General features: G+C 71.8%; 17 protein-coding genes. 8 read left to right on the plus strand and 9 right to left on the minus strand.

The features are described from left to right. The first annotated feature begins 38 nt into the window (after window positions 1-38). Entirely contained in the window at window positions 39-1,154 is a 1,116-nt protein-coding gene (locus LH044_RS08755; protein WP_227759646.1) for a PP2C family protein-serine/threonine phosphatase, read from the plus strand. A gap of 66 nt (window positions 1,155-1,220) precedes the next feature. Continuing rightward, window positions 1,221-2,012: an SDR family oxidoreductase gene (locus tag LH044_RS08760; RefSeq protein WP_227759647.1), complete on the plus strand. Its 792-nt coding sequence runs from the start codon at window positions 1,221-1,223 to the stop codon at window positions 2,010-2,012. Between the two features lie 60 nt (window positions 2,013-2,072). On the opposite strand, the gene fabI is transcribed toward LH044_RS08760, so the two are convergent. The 7 genes from fabI to LH044_RS08795 form a co-directional block, all read right to left on the minus strand. Beyond that, window positions 2,073-2,849 (minus strand): enoyl-ACP reductase FabI, encoded by a 777-nt coding sequence (fabI, locus tag LH044_RS08765; RefSeq protein ID WP_227759648.1) that lies wholly within the window; start codon window positions 2,847-2,849, stop codon window positions 2,073-2,075. Window positions 2,850-2,892: 43 nt separating this feature from the next. Then, window positions 2,893-3,240 (minus strand): helix-turn-helix transcriptional regulator, encoded by a 348-nt coding sequence (locus LH044_RS08770; RefSeq protein ID WP_227759649.1) that lies wholly within the window; start codon window positions 3,238-3,240, stop codon window positions 2,893-2,895. 81 nt (window positions 3,241-3,321) lie between these two features. Then, window positions 3,322-4,167, minus strand: a complete 846-nt coding sequence (locus tag LH044_RS08775; RefSeq protein WP_227759650.1) for a DUF6671 family protein — start codon at window positions 4,165-4,167, stop codon at window positions 3,322-3,324. Beyond that, window positions 4,160-6,697, minus strand: coding sequence for a YbcC family protein (locus LH044_RS08780; RefSeq protein ID WP_227759651.1), 2,538 nt, complete (start codon window positions 6,695-6,697; stop codon window positions 4,160-4,162). Before LH044_RS08780 ends, LH044_RS08775 begins: the two co-directional genes overlap by 8 nt. Next, window positions 6,694-8,325 (minus strand): proton-conducting transporter transmembrane domain-containing protein, encoded by a 1,632-nt coding sequence (locus LH044_RS08785; protein ID WP_227759652.1) that lies wholly within the window; start codon window positions 8,323-8,325, stop codon window positions 6,694-6,696. Before LH044_RS08785 ends, LH044_RS08780 begins: the two co-directional genes overlap by 4 nt. Window positions 8,326-8,447: 122 nt before the next feature. Further along, entirely contained in the window at window positions 8,448-9,698 is a 1,251-nt protein-coding gene (locus tag LH044_RS08790; protein ID WP_227759653.1) for a pyridoxal phosphate-dependent decarboxylase family protein, read from the minus strand. Window positions 9,699-9,711: 13 nt separating this feature from the next. Further along, window positions 9,712-10,800: a DUF2817 domain-containing protein gene (locus LH044_RS08795; protein ID WP_227759654.1), complete on the minus strand. Its 1,089-nt coding sequence runs from the start codon at window positions 10,798-10,800 to the stop codon at window positions 9,712-9,714. Between the two features lie 192 nt (window positions 10,801-10,992). On the opposite strand from LH044_RS08795, the gene LH044_RS08800 reads away from it, so the two are divergent. The 5 genes from LH044_RS08800 to LH044_RS08820 all read left to right on the plus strand — a co-directional run bounded on the left by LH044_RS08800 (window position 10,993) and on the right by LH044_RS08820 (window position 15,121). Beyond that, window positions 10,993-11,661, plus strand: coding sequence for a fasciclin domain-containing protein (locus LH044_RS08800; protein ID WP_227759655.1), 669 nt, complete (start codon window positions 10,993-10,995; stop codon window positions 11,659-11,661). Between the two features lie 45 nt (window positions 11,662-11,706). After that, window positions 11,707-12,351, plus strand: a complete 645-nt coding sequence (locus LH044_RS08805) for a class F sortase (protein WP_227760089.1) — start codon at window positions 11,707-11,709, stop codon at window positions 12,349-12,351. Window positions 12,352-12,460: 109 nt separating this feature from the next. Then, window positions 12,461-13,429 carry a CE1 family esterase gene (locus LH044_RS08810; protein ID WP_227759656.1) on the plus strand — a complete coding sequence of 323 codons (969 nt, stop codon included), beginning with the start codon at window positions 12,461-12,463 and terminating at the stop codon, window positions 13,427-13,429. A 112-nt stretch (window positions 13,430-13,541) separates the two neighbouring features. Beyond that, window positions 13,542-13,892 carry a YciI family protein gene (locus LH044_RS08815; RefSeq protein ID WP_227759657.1) on the plus strand — a complete coding sequence of 117 codons (351 nt, stop codon included), beginning with the start codon at window positions 13,542-13,544 and terminating at the stop codon, window positions 13,890-13,892. After that, window positions 13,892-15,121 carry an RNA polymerase sigma factor gene (locus LH044_RS08820; RefSeq protein WP_227759658.1) on the plus strand — a complete coding sequence of 410 codons (1,230 nt, stop codon included), beginning with the start codon at window positions 13,892-13,894 and terminating at the stop codon, window positions 15,119-15,121. Before LH044_RS08815 ends, LH044_RS08820 begins: the two co-directional genes overlap by 1 nt. Window positions 15,122-15,179: 58 nt before the next feature. Here LH044_RS08820 and LH044_RS08825 read toward each other — a convergent pair whose 3' ends face one another. Beyond that, entirely contained in the window at window positions 15,180-16,157 is a 978-nt protein-coding gene (locus LH044_RS08825) for a hypothetical protein (protein WP_227759659.1), read from the minus strand. 148 nt (window positions 16,158-16,305) lie between these two features. Here LH044_RS08825 and LH044_RS08830 point away from each other — a divergent pair, with 148 nt between their 5' ends. Next, on the plus strand, window positions 16,306-17,202 hold the full coding sequence (locus tag LH044_RS08830) for a TauD/TfdA dioxygenase family protein (RefSeq protein WP_227759660.1): 897 nt from the start codon (window positions 16,306-16,308) through the stop codon (window positions 17,200-17,202). A gap of 116 nt (window positions 17,203-17,318) precedes the next feature. Here LH044_RS08830 and LH044_RS08835 read toward each other — a convergent pair whose 3' ends face one another. Beyond that, a complete protein-coding gene (locus tag LH044_RS08835) occupies window positions 17,319-18,581 on the minus strand; it encodes a PP2C family protein-serine/threonine phosphatase (protein ID WP_227759661.1) in 1,263 nt (420 codons plus the stop codon). Window positions 18,582-18,707: the final 126 nt, after the last annotated feature.

An 18,707-nucleotide genomic window follows, 5' to 3' on the forward strand; every position in this document is an offset into this window, starting at 1 on the left:
GGTGGCCGCCGGACACGCGCCTGGGTCAGGCTCTCGGCGTGCGAGCGCGTCGCTACGACAGGACTGGGATGGCGTCGTGGGCGCCGCTGCTGCGGGCAGAGACGCTGGCCCTCCTCGCAGACTCGCTGCCCCAGCTGGTGTGGACGTCGGACGCGGCGGGCACGGTTGACTACTACAACTCCCGACTGACCGACTACGGCCGGACCGACTCTGCAGACGGCATCCGGTGGCAGCCCTTGGTCCACCCGGACGATCTCGCCGGAACCGAGCGCGCCTGGGCCGAGGCGTCGGAGGCCGTGCAGCCGTACGAGTTCGAGCACCGGATGCTGATGGCGGACGGGACCTACCGTTGGCACCTCAGCCGAGCCCTGCCCCTCCGCGACGAGCACGGTACCGTCCTCAAGTGGTTCGGCACGGCCACCGACGTCCACGAACGCCGCGTCCAGGCGGAGCGGAACCTCGAGACGTCGTTGGTCCTCCAGCGAGCGCTGCTCCCCGACTCCCTGCCGACGTCGAGCGGTGCCGTGCTCGCAGCCCGGTACCACCCCAGCTCCGACGCGTTCGAGGTCGGTGGCGACTGGTACGACGCGACGATCGTCGAGGGTGGCCTCCACCTCGTCATCGGCGACGTCGCGGGAACGGGACCTGAAGCAGCTGCGGTCATGGGCGCCGCCAGGCACTGCATCGCTTCGTCCCTCCGAGCCGGCCGATCTCCGGCAGCGGCGCTGAGCGACACCAGCGACTACCTCCACTCGCTCGGGCACGACTTCGTCACGTGCGCCGTCGTGACGGTCGCAGCCGACGGAGCGACCATCGAGCAGGTGAGCGCTGGACACCTCCCACCGCTCCTCGTCACCGCGGGCACGACCAGCTTCGCCGGGGCCGCGATCGGTCGCCCTCTCGGAACGGACGACGGCGCGGTCTACGAGGCGACGAGACGGGACGCGAGCGACATCGATCAGATCGTGCTGTTCACCGACGGGCTCGTCGAGCGGCGACACGAGCCGATCGATGACTCTCTGGAACGGCTCCGGGCGACGGTCGCCGACATCTCCAACCTCGGCGCGGAGGACCTCTGCGACGCGCTGCTCGAACGCCATGCCGCCGATGCCGGCGACGACGTCGCCGTCCTCGTGGCGGACCTCCGCGAATGACGAGCGTTCGACCGTATTCCGTTTCATGCTCTTGAACATACGAAACAATGAGCGTATGTTGTCGCCATGGAAGTCGTCTCGTTCGGCGCCGATGCGCACACGCCGCTCCGTCACCTGATCACGGGCCTCGAATCGACCAACCCGTTGACGGACTCTGTCGTCGAGGCGGCAGCTGCGGCAGGGCACCGGCTCATGCTCGCCAGCGGCGAGCAGCAGGTCCACGACGTGCGACAGCGCTTCGGACACCTCGACGTGGTCGATTCCGTGATCGGTGTCGATGTCACCTCACACCTCGGCCTCAGTCGGCTCTTCCAGGCGGTGCGCAACACGTGGGGAGCGATCGACGGCGTCTTCCACGGTGTGTGGTGCGCTCCGCCGACGGCGGTCGAGGGGCCCTTCGCGGGCGCGAGCGGCGTCGACGTGTGTCGAGCGTTCGAGGTCAACGTCTACTCCTACGCCGCCGTGGCCCGGACCGTCAGCGGGCTGGCCTCGCCGACGGGCGTCTCGATGGTCGGCCTCGACCTCAGCCGCGCCTACTGGGAACAGCCCAACTGGCTGTCCGTCTGCAGCGCCGCCCTCGTCCAGGTGAACACGTCGCTCAGCCAGCAGCTGGCCCGGTCGGGTCTGCGCTCCAACCTGGTGGCGCCGATCATCGACGCCATGCCGGGATCGGTCCGGACCGAGCGCCGGCCCGGCACCATTGCGCCGGTCGAGCCGTTGACGTGGACGTGCCAGGACCCTGGACCGGCGGCCGACGTGGTCCTGATGCTCCTCTCTCCCACCTCCCGCTCGATGACCGGTCAGGTGGTGCACGCGGATCCGGCACCGACGAGGCTGCTCGCCTCCGCAGGGAGCTGAGGGGTCCGACAGAGAGTCGGGAGCACCGCTCGGACCGGGAGCGGCTCGATGGCGCGACGTTCACCGCAGCGGTGCGGCGATGGCGTGGTAACCCCCGTCCACGTGGAGGATCTCCCCGGTCACGGCCCGACCCAGGTCCGACATCAGGAAGCACACCGCGTCGGCCACCGGCGCGTTGTCGGTGGGGTCCCACGCGAGCGGCGCGCGCTCCTCCCACGCCGACAGCAACCGGTTGAAGTTCGGGATGCCGTTCGCGGCACGCGTGTGGAGCGGTCCGGCGGCGACGAGGTTGCTCCGGATGCCCTTGGCGCCAAGGTCACGGGCGACGTACCGGTTGATCGATTCGAGCGCCGACTTGCACACGCCCATCCAGTTGTAGACCGGCCACGCCGCTGCTGCGTCGAAGTCGAGTCCGACGAGGGAGGCACCCCGGTCCGGGGCGAGCGACGCGAGCACCCGTGCCAGCGATGCGAAGGAGTACGCCGAGGTCGCGAATGCCTGCGCCACGGAACCCTCGGTCGCTGCGAGGAACGATCCGGCGAGCGCGTCGCGAGGGGCGAACGCCACGGCGTGCAGGGCTCCGTCCAAGTGCCCCCGTTCAGCTCGGAGCCGCTGCTCGAGGCGCTCGAAGTCGGCCGGCCGGGTCACGTCGAGGTCGAACACGTCGAGCACACCGAGCTCCGACGCTGCCTGCTCGCATCTCACACGATCACGGTCCAGCGCCGTCAGCACCACATCCGCACCGAACCCGATCGCTCGCCGGGCGACCGAGAACGCGATGGAGTCCGTGGTGACGACTCCGGTGATGAGGAGGGTCCGGCCCTCGAGGATCGTCACGTCGACGCCTCCCGCCGGGTGAGCGCGCCTGCGCTCTGGGGTGTCACCCCGTCGAGGACCTGTCCTTGCGGACGCGGGCATGACCGGCTCGACGCGAGGTCGGCTTCAACTTGCCGAGGCTGACGAGGAGGTCGCCGATCGTGATCCCGCGGTCGAGCGGGTGGCGAAGTGGCGCATCGGCGTGGATCGCGTAGTGGTTGCGGCGGCCCACCCTGGTCCTCGTGACGTAGCCGTCCGCCACGAGGTCGGAGACGATCGCCTGAGCAGCCCGCTCCGTGATGCCGACGCGCACCGCGATGTCGCGTCCCCGTATGTCCGGCTCCTCCGCGATGCACGCGAGGACGTGTGCGTGGTTGGTCAGGAACGTCCAACCCGGCTTCTCGTCGACCACCTGCACCTGCTTCCCACCGCCCGTGACCGCTCAGCGGTTCGTGTGTTGCAGAGCGTAGGTGATCAGCGTGGATCGGCCGGGTCATGGGTTGCACCTCGGGCAGGAACCGGGGTCCGCAAGTCCCGGGACGACCCGTTCGACGACGTGCCCGCACGAGGCCGGGCACCCGTCGGTCCTGACCCCGACCTCGAGGGTCGGGCCGTGGCACCATCCGCACGGACGCCCCGACGACACGGCCACCTCGCCGAAACCCGGGACCCCGCACCGAGGGCAGCGGCGGCAGAGCTTCTCCGCCAGTGCTGCTGCGGCCGCAGCGATGATCGGTCGGCGCAGCGGGCACCGGTCGGCGCGGAGATCCGGCTCGACGAGGACGCGGCCTCGTGTCTCGAACGCCTCGACGGCGCACTGGAGGGTTCGCAGCGAGTCAACCCCGGTGATGTGGTCGGACGACCGTCGATCCGGTGCCTCGAGGCGGACGACGAGGTGCTGGTCCGGGAAACCGATGGTCCGGCACCACCGCAGGAGCCGCTCCTGGTCGGTCACGACGTGCGCAGATGCCCAGGTCGCGGGGCTCTGGGCTCGACCGAACACGACAGAGCCCCGATCGTCGTCGACGAGGGCGACAGCCTCGGCCTGCACCGTCAGGAACGGAGCGTCGGGATGCCCGAAGAACGCCCCCTCGCTCGCCAGTCCCAGCGTTCGGTCAGCTGCGGCCATGCCGGCCCGTGCCTTGGCGACGACCACCTCGTCGGGCGTCCCCGGCCTCGGGACGTCACCGGCGAACGTTCCGAACCTGTCCGTCTCGACGGCGACGGTCTCGACCCGCAGGCCGACCGACGCGAGCACCGGTCCGATCGTCGACTCCTTGCCGTGCTTGGTCGCCAGGATCGCAGCCAGGCCGGCGTAGGGCTGCCAGGTCTCAGTCACGGATCCCCACCCAGCTCGACTCGCCGTCGTACCGGTGCGAGATGCGGCCGTCGTCGCCCATGGCGAACAGCGAGACCCAACCGTTCGAGCAGAGCGCCCGGACCTCCGGGTGGCGCTCGAGCACGTCGTCCATCGCGTCGATCGGCGCCTCGACGACCGCAGAGAGGCGCACCGGCTGGTGCTGGAACCCCGTGCCGTCGTGGACCGACTGGATGGGCAGGCCGCTGCGGAGGTCACCGTGGGCGCCCTCGAGGACCCCGAGGCGGCCGACCACGTTGTGCAGCGTCTTGTCACCGGCCCCGAAGATTTCGGGATCCACCGTCGAGCCGAAGTACTGGAGGTTGATCCAGTCGGCCACGACCATCGGAGCGGTCATGATCAGCTCGAGGACGGAGAAGCCGTCGTCGAGCCGCCAGTCGTAGGAGTGCAGGAAGGCACGGCCCTCCAGGTCCAGACCGGCGGTGCGGTGCCGCGGCGCGGCGATGAACGCCGAGCATCCGGCGAGGCCCCACTCGGGCCGCACCTGGGCCCAGTCGCGAGCCCGGTGCCGTATGCGCCGGTCCGCCGCCCGGTCGGCCGTGACGCCGAGCCGCGGTGCCCGTTCCCGGCGCGTGCTGGCCGCCGCCGTGTCGAGCGCGGCGCGCACCGGGGCGAGGAGCGACGCAGCGCCGTCCGGGAGTTCGTCCACGCCGACCAGCTCCACGTCGTCGGTGGTCGTGTCGTGGCGAGCGGCGACGAAGCGGGTGTCGGCGGGGACGTCGATCCCGCGTGACGCCAGCTCGGCGCGCACCTCCGGGTCGTTGAGGAGGTCGGCCGCCACCCGGGCGTTCACCAGTCCGGAGTGCCCGCCGCAGGCGCCGCAGTCCAGGCCGGCCGCGAACGGGTTGTTCGCCGAGGTCGAGCCGTGGCCGGCCAGCACCACGAACGGGGCGAAGCCGTCGACGAGCGACATCCCGCGCAGCATGCCCTCGGCGAGGTCCACCCGGTCCCCCACCGGCACGCCGGAGCCCGGCACGAGCTCCGACGCGTCGAGCGACGGCCGGATCCGGCGGGCCTGGCGCCGGCCGAGCCCTGCGACGGCCGGGTCGCGCACGGGGCGGCTGATGCCCAGCGAGTCGGACGCCAGCTTGGGGAGGTAGGCGAGGCCGACCGGCCCGACGAACGAGAAGCAGGAGACCGCTCCCATCTTGAAGGACTTCCACGCCCGGTGGATCTGGCGGGACCGCTGCCGGATCCTCGCAGCATCGGCGCCCGTCGGCGAGCTGTCTTGAGGGGCCGTCTCCGCGACCGTGAGCTGCGGCGCGAGCAGGACCGGGCACTGGGCCTCGCCCTCGTCGTGGCCGATCGCGACGTGGCTGATCGGCAGGCCGAAGAACCCGGCGAAGCCGAGCGTCTCGAGTCGATCGTCCGCCGCCTCGAGGTGCCGGCGGAGGATCTCCGAGCGGACGTCGATGCAGAAGACGGCCTGCGCGAGCGGACGTCCGGCGCCGGCGGCCGGAGCTGCGGAACGGCCGGCAGACTCGAAGCGCTCGATCCACCGGCGCTGCTCGGAGCGGTCGTAGGCCTCCTGGGCGCGGAGGAGGGCGTCGACTCGGTCCGTTGGCCGGTCCAGGTCGGCCGCCGACGCCTCGGCGACGGCACCAGCCCATCGCTCGGGGACGGCGGTGCCGTCCAGGGCGCGCAGCATCATGGCCTCCCAGCACAGGACGACCGCGATCCACTGCTGCAGCCGGTCGTCGTCGACGCCGTCGCGGTCGCTCTCCCAGCACAGCCGGGCGATGTGGGCGGACCAGCCGCGGACCCGGAGGAGGAGGGCGAGCAGGTACGCCTCGCAGACGGGTCCGGGCAGGCCGAGCACGCCGAGCGCCGCCGCTGCTGCCTCCGCCGGATCGTCCGGGAGCTCGGCCACCAGCCGACGGAAGCCCTTGAGACCGAGGATCTCTGGCGTCCGGTCGACCGACGCGTCGTGGCGCCACGACGCGTACACCGGCAGGTCGCGCTCCGCGGCGGTCCAGATCGCCTGGCCGAGGTCGAAGTAGGCGGAGGCCCAGGAGCCGATCCGATCGGTCACGGCCCCGGTCCAGTCCTGGCCGGTGACCTCGCCTGCGACCGAGGCGACCGTGGGCACGGACGCTTCGACCGGCGCCGACCGCTCTGCCCGGCGGAGGGCCACCACCAGGTCCTCCAGGCCGCCGTCGCCGCCGGCGGCGGCCACGTCCTCGTCGACGATGTCACCCCGATCGATCGCCGCGAGGTAGAAGGACGGGTCCATGGCGCTGGTCGCGCCGACGGCGGCCGCCAGACGCCGTGCGGCGGCGTCGAAGGTGAGCTCGCTCATCCCGAGGTAGGGGTTGACCGCCACGAAGCTCTCGAGGGGCCAGGCAGGGGCGACGCGGCGGGCCGCCCCACCGATCGCCGCCTCCAGCTCGGGGTCGACGCCCGGCTCCGGCAGGACCTGCGGCGCCCTGGCAGCGGGGGCGGCGTCGGGGGCAGGCGCATCGAGGGCGGTACGGGTGGACAGGTCGGTCATGACGGCACCTCACTGGCACGGGTCGGACGGACGAGGGCGGGGACGTTCGCAGCGGGGGCGGATGGGTGCGGCCAGATGGCGGCGACCACGCGCTCGAAGGCCACGTCGGCGTAGAGGCCGTTGCGCAGGTGGACGAGCATGCGGCGGGCCCGGGCCGAGGGCGGTCCGGACGGATGCAGCATCTGCAGCCGGATGACCCAGGCGAAGGCGGTCAGGACGACCAGCACCAGGGCCACCTGCAGGGGCGTGCGGGTGTCGGGCTCCACGACGGTGCCGTCGAGCAGGCGGTGGGCCCCGGCCTCGAGGAGGAAGAACGACGAAGTGACACCGGCGGCGGCGACCACGGCGACGGCCCGCACGGCTGGGAAGCTGCGGGCGTCGAGCGCAGGGGCGATCAGCAGGCTCGTCCCCATGACGAGGACGGCACCGACGAGGAGCAGCATCGGCTCGTCGACGACTTCGACGCCGAGGAGCATGGCGATGCCGAGGTAGAGGCCGGCAGCGACCAGTGCGCTCAGGACCAGCGGCCCCGGCCGGCCGAGGCGGGCCGGGAGGTGCACGGTCGAGGCCCGACGCTCGTCGACGGTGCTGCCCGACGAGAGGAACGCGTGGGCCTTGTAGAAGGAGTGGGCGACCAGGTGCAGCAGCGCCGCCGAGTAGAAGCCCATGCCGCAGATCAGGAGCATGAAGCCCATGTGCGCTGCGCTCGAGTAGGCGAGCGACACCTTGACCGACGGCTGCGTGAGCAGGATCACCGAGGCGACAAGGGCGGTCGTGGCCCCCACGACGATCAGCACGGTCGTGGCCGCCACCGCGCCGTCGACCACGGCCGACGACCGCAGCACGAGGAAGGGGCCGGCGTTGAGGAGACCGGCGTGGAGCAGCGCCGAGACCGGGGTGGGGGTCTCCATGACCTCGATCAGCCAGCCCTGCGTGGGGAACTGGGCGGACTTGAGCGCCGCGGCCACGACCACCGCGAGCGCCGCCACGACGGTCGCCACGTCCGCGCCGCCGGGGTCGAGCTCCAGGCTCCTCGAGATCGCCGCCAGGTCTCCGGTCCCGAACCGCTGGTGGAGGAGCACGCAGGCCAGGACTAGGGCGACGTCGCACACGCGGGCAACCACGAACCGCTTGCGTGCTGCGAGCACGGCTCGGACCCGGTGCGGGTCGAACGTGAGCAGCCGGTGGAGGCCGAGGCTGGCCCCGATCCAGGCCAGGACGAGCAGCGCCAGGTTCCCGGCGATGACGAGCACCTCGACCGCGGCGATCGTCTGCGCCAGGCGGACGAGAAAGGTCCCCCGCCGAGGATCGCCCTCGAGGTAGGTGCAGCTGTAGGCGAACACCACGGCGGCGAGGATCGACACCATGGTCAGCATCGTCACGCTGAGGGCGTCGAGGCGGATCGAGGCGCCGAGCCCGTCCCAGCCGAGCGTCGGACCCGTGACCGCCCCGTCGACCGCGACCGAGGACGCGGCGGCGACCGCGGCGACGACTCCCACCCCGGCGGCGACCTTGCCGGCGCGGACGACGACCTCGGACGACCGCAGGCGAGGGACCAGTCCCGTCGCCGCCGCCACCAGGAACGACGCCGGGGCGATCAGTACGAGCGTGGTCATCAGCGTCGGCATGCAGCCGCCCTCCGGTCCGACGCCGGCCGATCCGGCGATCGACCACACCATACTCACGAGTCAAAACACACGCAACCTATTTCGTATGATGCGCATCGGCTAAAGGCGCGGTCGACTCTGGATCACTCGAGCGTCGAGTAGCTGGTGGAGCGGTCCTCGACCCGCCCGCCCCCGACCTCGGCCACGCTCTCAGCCAGGTCCCGCAGGTAGTCGCCGATCACCGGGCGGTTGCCCGCCGACACCGTCGCGTGCAGCGAGTCGGGAGGCGTCTGGCGGTCGTGGAACCAGCCGCGGGCGAGCAGGACGTCGCCCACCGCGAAGATGTCCAGGGTGGGCTCCGCCCCCGGATCGGCCGAGATCGCCACCAGATGCGCCTGCGGCTCACCGAGCACCCGGAGGCCAGGCTGCGCCATCACCCCCTCGACCAGCAGCTGCCGGGCCTCGATCGTGGCCTCGGTCAGGCGGAGGTACCCCTCGAGCCCGAGGTGGTGCAGGATCGCCCACGCGCAGGCCATCGGCAGGCCGGCGCGGGTGCCCTGCATGTTCGGCGAGGCGTAGAAGCCCCCGAGCCAGTCGTCGAAGACGAAGGTCTGGAACCGCCGCAGGGACTTGTCGCGGTGCAGCACGACCGAGGCGCCCTTCGGGGCGTAGCCCAGCTTGTGGATGTCGGCCGAGATGCTGGTGACGCCGTCGACACGGAAGTCCCACGGCGGGACGGGGTGGCCCAGGCGCTCCATGAACGGCAGCACGAAGCCGCCCATGCATGCGTCGGTGTGGAAGTTGGCGCCCGCGGCCGCAGCCAGCGCAGCCAGCTCCGGGATCGGGTCGACGACGCCTTGCGGGTACTGCGGCGCCGAGCCCACGACGAGGACCGTGTCGTCGGAGATCGCGGCGGCGGCCGCCTCCACGTCGGCCCGCCAGTCGGCGTCCACCGGGATCTTGCGGACCGTGATGCCGAAGTAGTGCGCCGCCTTGTGGAACGCAGCGTGGGCGCTGACCGGGAGCACCATCTCGGGTCGGGTGACGCCGCGCTCGGCCCGTCCGCGCTCACGCGCCGCCTTCACCGCCATGAGGATGCTCTCGGTGCCCCCGGAGGTGATGAAGCCCGCCGCCTCGGTGCCGTGCAGGAGGTCTGCGGTGATCCCCACGACCTCGGACTGGATCTCGCCCAGGCTGGGGAACGCCAGCGTGTTGAGCGCGTTGTCGTGCAGGAACATCGCCGCCACGGCCTGGAGCACCTCGTCGGCCTCGGGGCCGGCGTCGTAGATCATCCCGAACGTCCGGCCCTCCTGCCATCGCACGTCCGACGCGCGCTTGGCAGCGAGCCGATCGAGGATCTCGTCCTTCGTGGATCCGGCCTCCGGCAGTCGCATCGTCAACTCCTCCTCACGGTTCCCACCCGCCCACGGCCTCGATCCCCGCCGACAGCAGGTCGGCACCACGCTCGATGGCTCGGCGCTCCCACTCCCGGTCGTCGGGCGCGAAGCAGCAGCGGTACTCCCAGATGGCCTCGGCGTGCTCGGGCACGGATCGGTCCCCGTGCCGGTGCACCCACCGTGACCGGTACGTCGCCACGAGTTGCTCCATGTCGGGCGCCGTGCCGATCTCCGCCGATGTGGACACGGCGGTGCCGGCCGGCATCAGGTCGCGGATGCCGTTGGCGATCTGACCGGACTTCGTCCCCGTCGTGGCGTCCGGGTTGCCCACGGTCGCCTCGACGGTCGCTCCGGGGAAGCGCTCGGTCAGGTACCGGTGCTGTTCGGTGCTCGGGTCCGCGTCGGACAGGAGCGTGATCTCCCCCGTCGGTCCGTGGCCCGTGTGGAGGTCCAGCACGAGAAGGTGCTCGCGACCGAGGATGCGCTCCTCGACGAGTGCCTCCAGGATCCGGTTGGACTCCTCGGTCCGGATCCCGCCGTAGTGCATCCCGTCGGGGTGCCGGTACTGGCCCTTGGTGATCGCGTCCCGCACCCACGCCTCGCCGTGGCGCTCGACGAGCGCCGCGGCCTCGACCCCGAGCACCGACACGTCGGGCATCGTCGGCGTGTCGGGGCAGGCGAGGTGGTGGATCTCGTCGTACGCGTCGTTCTGGCGGGGTTCGCCGTCGTCCCGCCGCCAGTTGCGGTTGAGGTCGACGTTCGACTCGTTCTCCCGGCGCCACCACGCCATCCCCCACGGGTTGACGGCGTGCACCACCACGACGTCCACGTCGTCCGGCAGGTCGCCCGGCCCGGTCCGGGCGATGAGATCGCACTGCAGGACCGATCCGATGAACCCCTCCACGCCGTGCACGCCTGACATCACGAGCAGCGCTCGGGACGCGTCGCCAGGACCGAACGTGGTCACGTCGATCGTCAGCTCCTGACCCTCAGGGCCCCGAGCCTCGATGGGGAAGGACTCGACCTCGAGCGAGGCGCGGGCGACCTCGTGGCGGAACCTCGTCCGGCATTCGTCGTAGCTCAGGGGCACTCGGCGCACGGAAGGAGGGGTCGTCGCGATCACGTTCGCTCCAGTGCGGACCTGGTCCGTCGGCGGCACCGCATCAATCTGGCAGACGTCGGGGGTGCCGTGCGGCCGACGAGCGCATGCGACCTGCATCCGATCGGCGACCGGGAGCGAACGACGTGATGTGTGGGCGGCACCCGGCCGGACCACCGACATGGAGGAACCATGCGTCGCATCCTGATCACCGTGACGGCCGCGCTCGCCGTCGTCCTGGGAGGGCTGGCGTCCACCGCCGGCGCCCAGGACACCTCGAGCCAGAACATCGTGCAGATCGCCCAGTCCAAGCCGGAGTTCTCCACCCTCGTGCAGGCGGTCACGGCGGCCGGTCTCGCCGAGACGCTGTCGGGCCCCGGCCCGTTCACCGTCTTCGCCCCGACCAACGCCGCCTTCGAGGCGCTGCCGGCCGGCACGCTCGACACCCTGCTCGAGGACCCGACGGGCCAGCTCGCCAACATCCTGAAGCTGCACGTCGTGTCGGGCGCCGTCGACTCCAAGGCCGCCATCGCCGCGGCGGGCGGCACCGTCGACACGCTCGGCGGTCCCGTGTCGGTCTCGCTCGACGGCGACACGCTCATGGTCGGCGGCGCGAAGGTCACCACCGCGGACATCACGGCGTCCAACGGCATCATCCACGTGATCGACGCCGTGATCACCAAGCCGGCGACCTCGGCCGACGCGTCGATGCCCTCGGGCGTCGACACCGGTACCGACGGCCTCGCCGCCGACGGCCCGGCCGGAGCGCTCGTGGTGGTCCTCGCGGTGCTGGCCGGCGTGGCCCTGGTCGGTGTCGGCACCTCGGGTGTCGTCCTTGCCCGGGCCCGCCGTCGCTCCTGAGCGATCGGTCGCCTGACCGTGACCCCGGCCCGTGCCCGCGCCGTGATGGCAGCATCCCTCGTGCTGCTCGTCGTGGTCGTCGCGGCGTGGCGCGTGGCCGCTGCCGGTGAGGGGAGCGCCGACCTGGTCGGCGCTCCCCTCACCACCACGTCCACGACGGCCGGGATCCAGCTCGGGGGACCAGCGTCCGAGGCGACGACCACGCTGCCGCCGGTCCTTCAGCCGGCATCGGCGCCGGTCGCGCTCCCGGGGCTCCCCGCCCGCATCGCCATCCCGGCCCTCGGGGTGGACGACCCGGTCGTGCCCGTCGGGGCGACGCCCGACGGCCGCATGGCCGTTCCGGGCGTCGCCGAGGCGGGCTGGTGGTCCCCCGGACCGAGGCCCGGCTCGGGGCACGGCTCGTCGGTCGTGGCCGCGCACGTCGACTACGACGGGCGACCCGGAGTGTTCCGTGATCTGCAGCGCCTCGAGGCCGGCACCGAGGTCGTGGTCACCGACGACGCCGGCACGGCCCACCGCTACGTCGTGCGGGAGCGGTTCCAGGTGTCCAAGGAGCAGCTCCCCCGGGGCGAGCTCTTCCGCACCGGCGGCCCGCCGGTCCTGACGCTCATCACCTGCGGCGGCGAGTTCGACCGGGACCGACGCCACTACGACGACAACATCGTGATCCGGGCCGAACCGGTCATCTGACGTCGAGGTGCCTACCATCGTGGCGACGGCGGCTGGAGGGAACGGGATGGACCGAACGGACGAGGTGCGACGTCGCGGTCGCGGGCGGCCACGCCGAACCCTGCGTGCCATGACCGCCGGCCTGCTCGTGGCCACGTGCGCCGCGGCGGTGCTGGCGAGCTGCGCTCCCCCCGTCGCGCCCGGTCCTGGGACCATCCCGGCGGGCCCGGGCCGTGGGCGGGACCAGGCGTCGGTGACAGCGCCGTCGGCCGGGTGCCGCACCAGCTCCCGGATGGCACCGGGCCGCAACGTGATCACCATCGACGTGGGCGGTGTCGACCGCACGTCCCTCGTGGACGTCCCGTCGTCCGGCGACGGCCCACGACCCCTCCTCGTCAGCCTCCATCCGTTCCTCCTCGGACCCGACGCCTGGGACGCCTACTCCGGGCTCGCCGCCGCCGGCACCGCTCGGGGGTACATCGTCCTCACGCCGCTGGGGAGCGATCCAGGACCGCGCTGGGCCGTGCCCGGCGGCCTGGCGACCGGCGCGGACGACCTCGGCTTCATCGCTGCGCTGCTCGACCACGTCGAGGACCGTGCGTGCGTGGACCGCAACCGGGAGTTCGCCGCCGGCTTCTCCGCCGGCGCCGCCATCGCCCAGGCCCTGTCGTGCACCATGCCCGACCGCTTCGCAGCCGTCGCCGGGTCCGGCGGGATGAACCTCACGGCCCGCTGCCCCGGCTCCCCCGGCACCAGCGTGCTGGTCCTCCACGGCAGCGCCGACCCGATCGCGCCACCGACCGGATCCGAGATCCCCTTCGCGCCGCCCATCGGACTCGCGATCGGGACCGTGGCGTCGGACGACGCCGCCCGGGCCGGCTGCGGGCCCTCTCCGCTGGTCGAGCAGGTGACCGCGTCTGTGCTGCGACACCGCTGGACCGGCTGCACCGACGGTCGTCGTGTCGAGTACCTCGAGCTCCGCGGCGCCGGCCACACCTGGGCGGGGTCGCCCAACCCGCTGCTCGAGCTGTTCACAGGGCCGACGGACACCAGCATCTCGGCCACCGCGACCGTCCTCGAGTTCTTCGACCGGACCTGAGCGCGAGGGCCGTCGGCAGGATCTTGTCGGCCGCTGTCGAAATCGGCTCGTCCCGTTCGACGTTCGGGCACGGTGGTGCAACACGGCGCCACCGGAACAGGAGGAGTTCACCATGCCGCAGTTCGCCGCACTGATCTACGAAGCCCCACGACCCACGCCCGACTCGCCCGACTTCACCGGGTACATGGCGGGCTACACCGCGTTCGGCGAGCGCGCCGGCGACGCCATCGTCGGCGGCGCCGCGCTGCTCGGCCCCGAGACGGCCACCACGCTCGAGGTGCGAGGAGGCCCCGACGGCGAGCTCGTCCAGACCGACGGCGCCTACGCCGAGACCAAGGAGTTCCTCGGCGGCTTCTACCTGCTACAGGCGGAGGACCTCGACGCCGCGGTGGCGTTGGCTCGCCACATCCCCGCCGCCTCCGACGGCGGCCGTGTCGAGGTGCGGCCGTTGATGCCCATGTGATGGAGGTCTCGATCGAGCGGATCGTGCGAGCGGAGCGTGGTCGCGTCGTGGCCACGCTCCGCCGCCTGACCGGCGACCTCGACCGCGCCGAGGACGCCGTCTCCGATGCGGTGGTCGATGCGTTCGAGCAATGGCCTCGACGAGGCATTCCCGAACGGCCGGGCGCGTGGCTGACCACGGTCGCCCGCCGCAGAGCGCTGGACCGGATCCGGCGGGAGTCGCAGCGAGGCGACCGCGAGCGGGCCGCGCACCTCGCGGCCGCGCTCGAATCGGAGCCCGATCCGCTGCCGTGGTCGACCATCCGCGACGACCAGCTCCGCCTCGTCTTCACCTGCTGCCATCCCGCACTCGGTCCCGATGCGCGCGTCGCCCTCGCGCTGCGGACCGTCTGCGGCCTCACCACGGTCGAGATCGCCCGGGCCTTCCTCGTCCCCGAGGCCACGGTCGGTCAGCGGATCTCGCGTGCGAAGGCGAAGATCGCGGCCAACCGGATCCCCTACCGAGTGCCGACCGACGCGGAGCTCCCCGACCGGCTCCCTGCCGTGCTGGCGGTCGTCGACGTCGTGCTCGCCACCGGCCATCACGCCCCGCTCGGCGACGACCTGCAGCGCCCTGACCTGATCGAGACCGCCACCTGGCTCGCCCGCCTCCTCGTCGAGCTGCTGCCCGACGAACCGGAGTGCGTCGGCCTGCTGTCGCTCTGCCTCTCGGTGAGCGCCCGGTCCGCGACCCGGGTCGACCCCGACGGCCATGCGGTGCTCCTCGCCGATGCCGACCGTTCCCAGTGGGACCACGACGCCACCGCCGAAGCCGTCTCGCTGCTCGATCGGGCCCTGCGCCGAGGCCGCCCAGGCCCGTTCCAGGTGCGCGCCGCCATCTCCTGCCTCCACTCCGTCGCCACGGTCGACTCCACCGATTGGCCGCAGATCGTCGAGCTCTACCGGATCCTGGAGGACCTGACGCCCACCGTCCCGGTGCGGGTCAACCGCGCCGTCGCCGAGGCCGAGGTCGGGGGACCCGACGCCGGCCTCGCGCTGCTCGAGCACCTCGCCGACTCGGCCGAGGCGCAGCGGTGGCACCTGTACCACGCCGCCCGAGCTGAGATGTTGCGCAGGACCGGCGACCGTGCCGGATCGGCCGAGGCGCTCCGCGCCGCCCTTGCCCTCGGGCCGAACGACGCCGACCGACGGTTGCTCCAGGAACGACTCCGGTCGGTCGAGCCGACCTGACCGGCGTGCGGTGGTGGCCGAACGCTCGTCCCGGGCACGCACTGACCTGATCGGCGTCTCAAGCCAGCCGGTCCCGCCGTTCCTGCTCACGCTTCGAGTACGCGGCGGCACGTATCGCCTCGTCCGTCTCGAGGCCGGATCCCAGACCGCCACCGACCGTCGCGGCGGATGCGACGAACCAGGCCAGGACGAACATGTCGCCATACCCGAGCGGGGTGCTGACGTAGCCGCCCATGACGTCGGGGTCGAGGATGAACAACGCCCACGCCAGGTTCACCACGAAGAGTGCGACGTAGCAGATGAGCACCCCCGCCAACAGGGTCGCCACCGTCGACGCGTTGTAGAGGCGTGACCGCGACCGGGCCTGCGCCGAGTCGTCGTCGGGATGGTCCCAGAGCTCGCCGTCGATCGTGAGCCAGGCCACGACGAGTGCGATCGACACGACGGTGGCGATCACGAGGCGCCACCACGACAACGACGCGGCGAGCACCCAGACCGTCGAGTTGATCGTGGCGACAGCTCCGGTCGCCAGCGCCGCGACGAGCGCAGACTTCATCCCGGGCACCAGCAGCCACGGACGGTTCGCCCGCACCATCCCCTTGAGCAGTCGCCAGTGGCCGCGCCGGTGGGGGATGGTCACGTGGCGCTCGCCGTTCCTGTCCGGGTCCGCCATCTCGCTGACCAGCGAGTGCACGGCGTGGCGGGCGCGGGTGTGCAGGCGAAACCCGCCCAGGGCCGGCAGTGACAGCACCGCGGCCCGCTGCGTCGAGTCGGTCTGTGCCAGCAGGTACCCACCCTCGGAGTCGGGAAGGGGGAGCTCGGTCAACCCGACCACCAGGTCCCAGGTCCGTTCCCGAGCCTGTTGCTGCAGCCGGCCGACGGCCGTCTCGACGTCCTCGGAGCCGGTGGTGAACGGCTCGCTCACGACGGTGATGTCCCACTCGGTGCCATCGAACGGGCTCAGGTCGGTCAATCGGCGAGCGATCTCGGTCGGTGCGGCTGGGTCGGCCAGGATCCCGACTCGGACTGCCTCCATCTCGGGTGCGTACCCCCTTCGCCGCGTCTGACCACCGTGACCTCGATGATCACGGGTGGCCGTCGGTGATCTCGATGATGGCGTCGAGCCGGCGGAGCGCAGTGATCGCCGAAACGTCCCCGTCGCGGTCGGCGCGTACGCTTCGGCGATGGCACTGACCTCCTCGACCGCCCTCGACGTGCAGCGGCTGTCCGGATCCCTGGGTGCCGAGATCCGCGGCATCGCGCTCGGCGACGCGACCAGCACCGACGCGGCACTCGTCCACGAGCTCCTGCTCGAGCACATGGTGCTGTTCTTCCCCGACCAGCACCTGACCGCCGATCAGCACCTCGCCTTCGGACGGCACTTCGGCGAGCTCGAGGCCCACCCGAACCTCGACATGGAGCGCGAGCGGCCCGAGTTCTTCGAGCTCCGAGCGGTCGACGGCGCCGGCGGGGTGGCCGACGAGTGGCACAGCGACCTCACATGTGCCCGGCACCCGTCGAAGTTCGCCATCCTCCAGGCCAAGGTGGTCCCTGCCGTCGGTGGCGACACCCTCTGGACGAACGCCGCCAAGGCGTACGACGAGCTGTCCGCTCCGCTGCGCGACCTCTGCGACGGGCTGACGGCGTACCACGACGCCGGGCCGCACCTCGCCCCGGATCGGGGGTTCATCCACCCCGTCGTGCGCGTGCACCCCGACACCGGTCGTCGGTCCCTCTTCGTGAACGAGCACTTCACCCGTCGGATCGTCGAGCTCAGCGACGCCGAGTCCGCGCTCCTGCTGGGCCACCTCACCCGATGGGTGCAGCAGCCGCGCTTCACCGTCCGCTACCGCTGGACCGCCGGCACGGTCGCCATGTGGGACAACCGCTGCACGCAGCACCACGTGCTCGACGACTTCGAGGGTGAGCGCCTCATCCAGCGGGTGACGGTCATGGGCGACGAGCCGCGGCCGGCGGCGACCCTCCCACGGTGGGACCCGTACGGATCGACGACGGCGACCTTCTGGCGCGATGCCGACATGCAACGCCAGCTCAGGGCCCAGCGAGACGACCCGACCTGAACCGTCCGGGCCGAAGCCCGGGGTCGGCGCCCACCGAGGCACCCAGGTCGCGCTGCTCACGACGTACGGGGGCGCCGAGCGGAACAACCCGGTCCGCGGAGGTGATCACCACCCGGTCAGGGGCCGTGGTACTCGATCATGACGAGGGTCGCGTCGTCGCTGAGCCCGGTGCCGCTGTACGCCAGGATCGCGGCGGAGAGGCTGCGGAGCGTCTCGACGGGAGCCAGACCATCGTTGACGGCGCGGACGAGGAAGTCGACGAGGCGGGGCACGCCGAACTGGTCGCCGTCGGCGGACCTCGTCTCGGTCACCCCGTCGGTGTAGAAGAGCACGCAGTCCCCGGCCTGCAGATGTTCGACCGCGACCTCCTTGACCGTCCCGCCGAGGCCCATGGGGATCGACGGCCGGCACGAGAGCTCGTCGGCATAGGCGCCGTTCCGGATCAGCAGCGGCAGCGGATGCCCAGCGTTCAGCCATGAGAGGTTCCCCGAAGGCAGGTCGAGCGAACCGATCTGACCGGTGACGAACGCGTCGTCGCCGAACTGCGAGGCGATGGCGCGACCGGTATCGGCGTACGCCGACTCGAGTCCGCGACCTTCGCGGCGAGCATTGCGGAGACCGTTGATCGCGACCGTCGAGATCAGGACTGCGGACATCCCGTGCCCGACCGCGTCGATGATCCCGAACTCGACCATGTCGGCGTTGAACGCGAAATCGAACGAGTCGCCTCCGATCGAGTACGCAGGTTCGAGGATGCCGCTGACCGACACCTTCGGAGTGGTGCAGCTGAGTGGCGGCAGGAGGCCCCACTGCATCTCAGCGGCCAGCGACAGCTCCTCGGTGCGGCGAGTTCGGAGCATCGCGTCCGTGTAACGACGCTTGCTGACCAAGATGAGCGTCAGGATCCGCACGACCGGGTCGATGAGGTCCTCGGGGACCTCCTCCCACGCCGGGTGATCCATCTCGAGGACTCCGATGCGTTCACTGTTCTCTGACACCGGCACGCAGACGCGATCACCTGAGACGAGCGTCTCGCCTCGGGAGAAGGCTCGACCGGCGAGGGTTCCCTCCATCGCAGGCGGCACGCCATGCCCGTCCTCGATCTCGTTGGCGAGATATCGAAGAGAGTTGAGCGAGTAGTCCGCGACGAGGAGCCGGGCAGAACGAGCGCCGAGGATCGAACCGACCGCGCCGACGATGCTCGCCAGATCGCTCGTCGACGCCGATGCGACGTCCAGCAAGGCGACGAGCGCCGCACCGACTGAGTGATCCTCCACATCCGGAGCTGCGGTCGGCGGCCGATGCCGTGCGACACCGGACGTCGTCGGATCGGAGGCGATCGCTGGGTCGACCGAGGGACGCACGTCCTCCACCGCCACCCTGTACCCGGCGCCCACGGCGAGATTCCGCCGTCGTTGCGTTCGTCGGGGAACCCTGGGATCCGGCGGGAGCTCGGGTCGGGTCGTGGCAGCGCCGGGGGGAGCGGGCCACACCCGGCGAGCGCG

It is taken from the genome of Dermatobacter hominis (assembly GCF_020715685.1).
GTDB lineage: Bacteria > Actinomycetota > Acidimicrobiia > Acidimicrobiales > Microtrichaceae > Dermatobacter > Dermatobacter hominis.

Excerpts from the sequence above, each read along its gene's own strand:
- LH044_RS08760 (WP_227759647.1), top strand. The coding sequence starts at position 1,221 with ATGGAAGTCGTCTCGTTCGGCGCCGATGCGCACACGCCGCTCCGTCAC.
- LH044_RS08780 (WP_227759651.1), bottom strand. The coding sequence starts at position 6,697 with ATGACCGACCTGTCCACCCGTACCGCCCTCGATGCGCCTGCCCCCGAC.
- LH044_RS08785 (WP_227759652.1), bottom strand. The coding sequence starts at position 8,325 with ATGCCGACGCTGATGACCACGCTCGTACTGATCGCCCCGGCGTCGTTC.
- LH044_RS08790 (WP_227759653.1), bottom strand. The coding sequence starts at position 9,698 with ATGCGACTGCCGGAGGCCGGATCCACGAAGGACGAGATCCTCGATCGG.
- LH044_RS08800 (WP_227759655.1), top strand. The coding sequence starts at position 10,993 with ATGCGTCGCATCCTGATCACCGTGACGGCCGCGCTCGCCGTCGTCCTG.
- LH044_RS08805 (WP_227760089.1), top strand. The coding sequence starts at position 11,707 with ATGGCAGCATCCCTCGTGCTGCTCGTCGTGGTCGTCGCGGCGTGGCGC.
- LH044_RS08810 (WP_227759656.1), top strand. The coding sequence starts at position 12,461 with ATGACCGCCGGCCTGCTCGTGGCCACGTGCGCCGCGGCGGTGCTGGCG.
- LH044_RS08815 (WP_227759657.1), top strand. The coding sequence starts at position 13,542 with ATGCCGCAGTTCGCCGCACTGATCTACGAAGCCCCACGACCCACGCCC.
- LH044_RS08820 (WP_227759658.1), top strand. The coding sequence starts at position 13,892 with ATGGAGGTCTCGATCGAGCGGATCGTGCGAGCGGAGCGTGGTCGCGTC.
- LH044_RS08825 (WP_227759659.1), bottom strand. The coding sequence starts at position 16,157 with ATGGAGGCAGTCCGAGTCGGGATCCTGGCCGACCCAGCCGCACCGACC.
- LH044_RS08830 (WP_227759660.1), top strand. The coding sequence starts at position 16,306 with ATGGCACTGACCTCCTCGACCGCCCTCGACGTGCAGCGGCTGTCCGGA.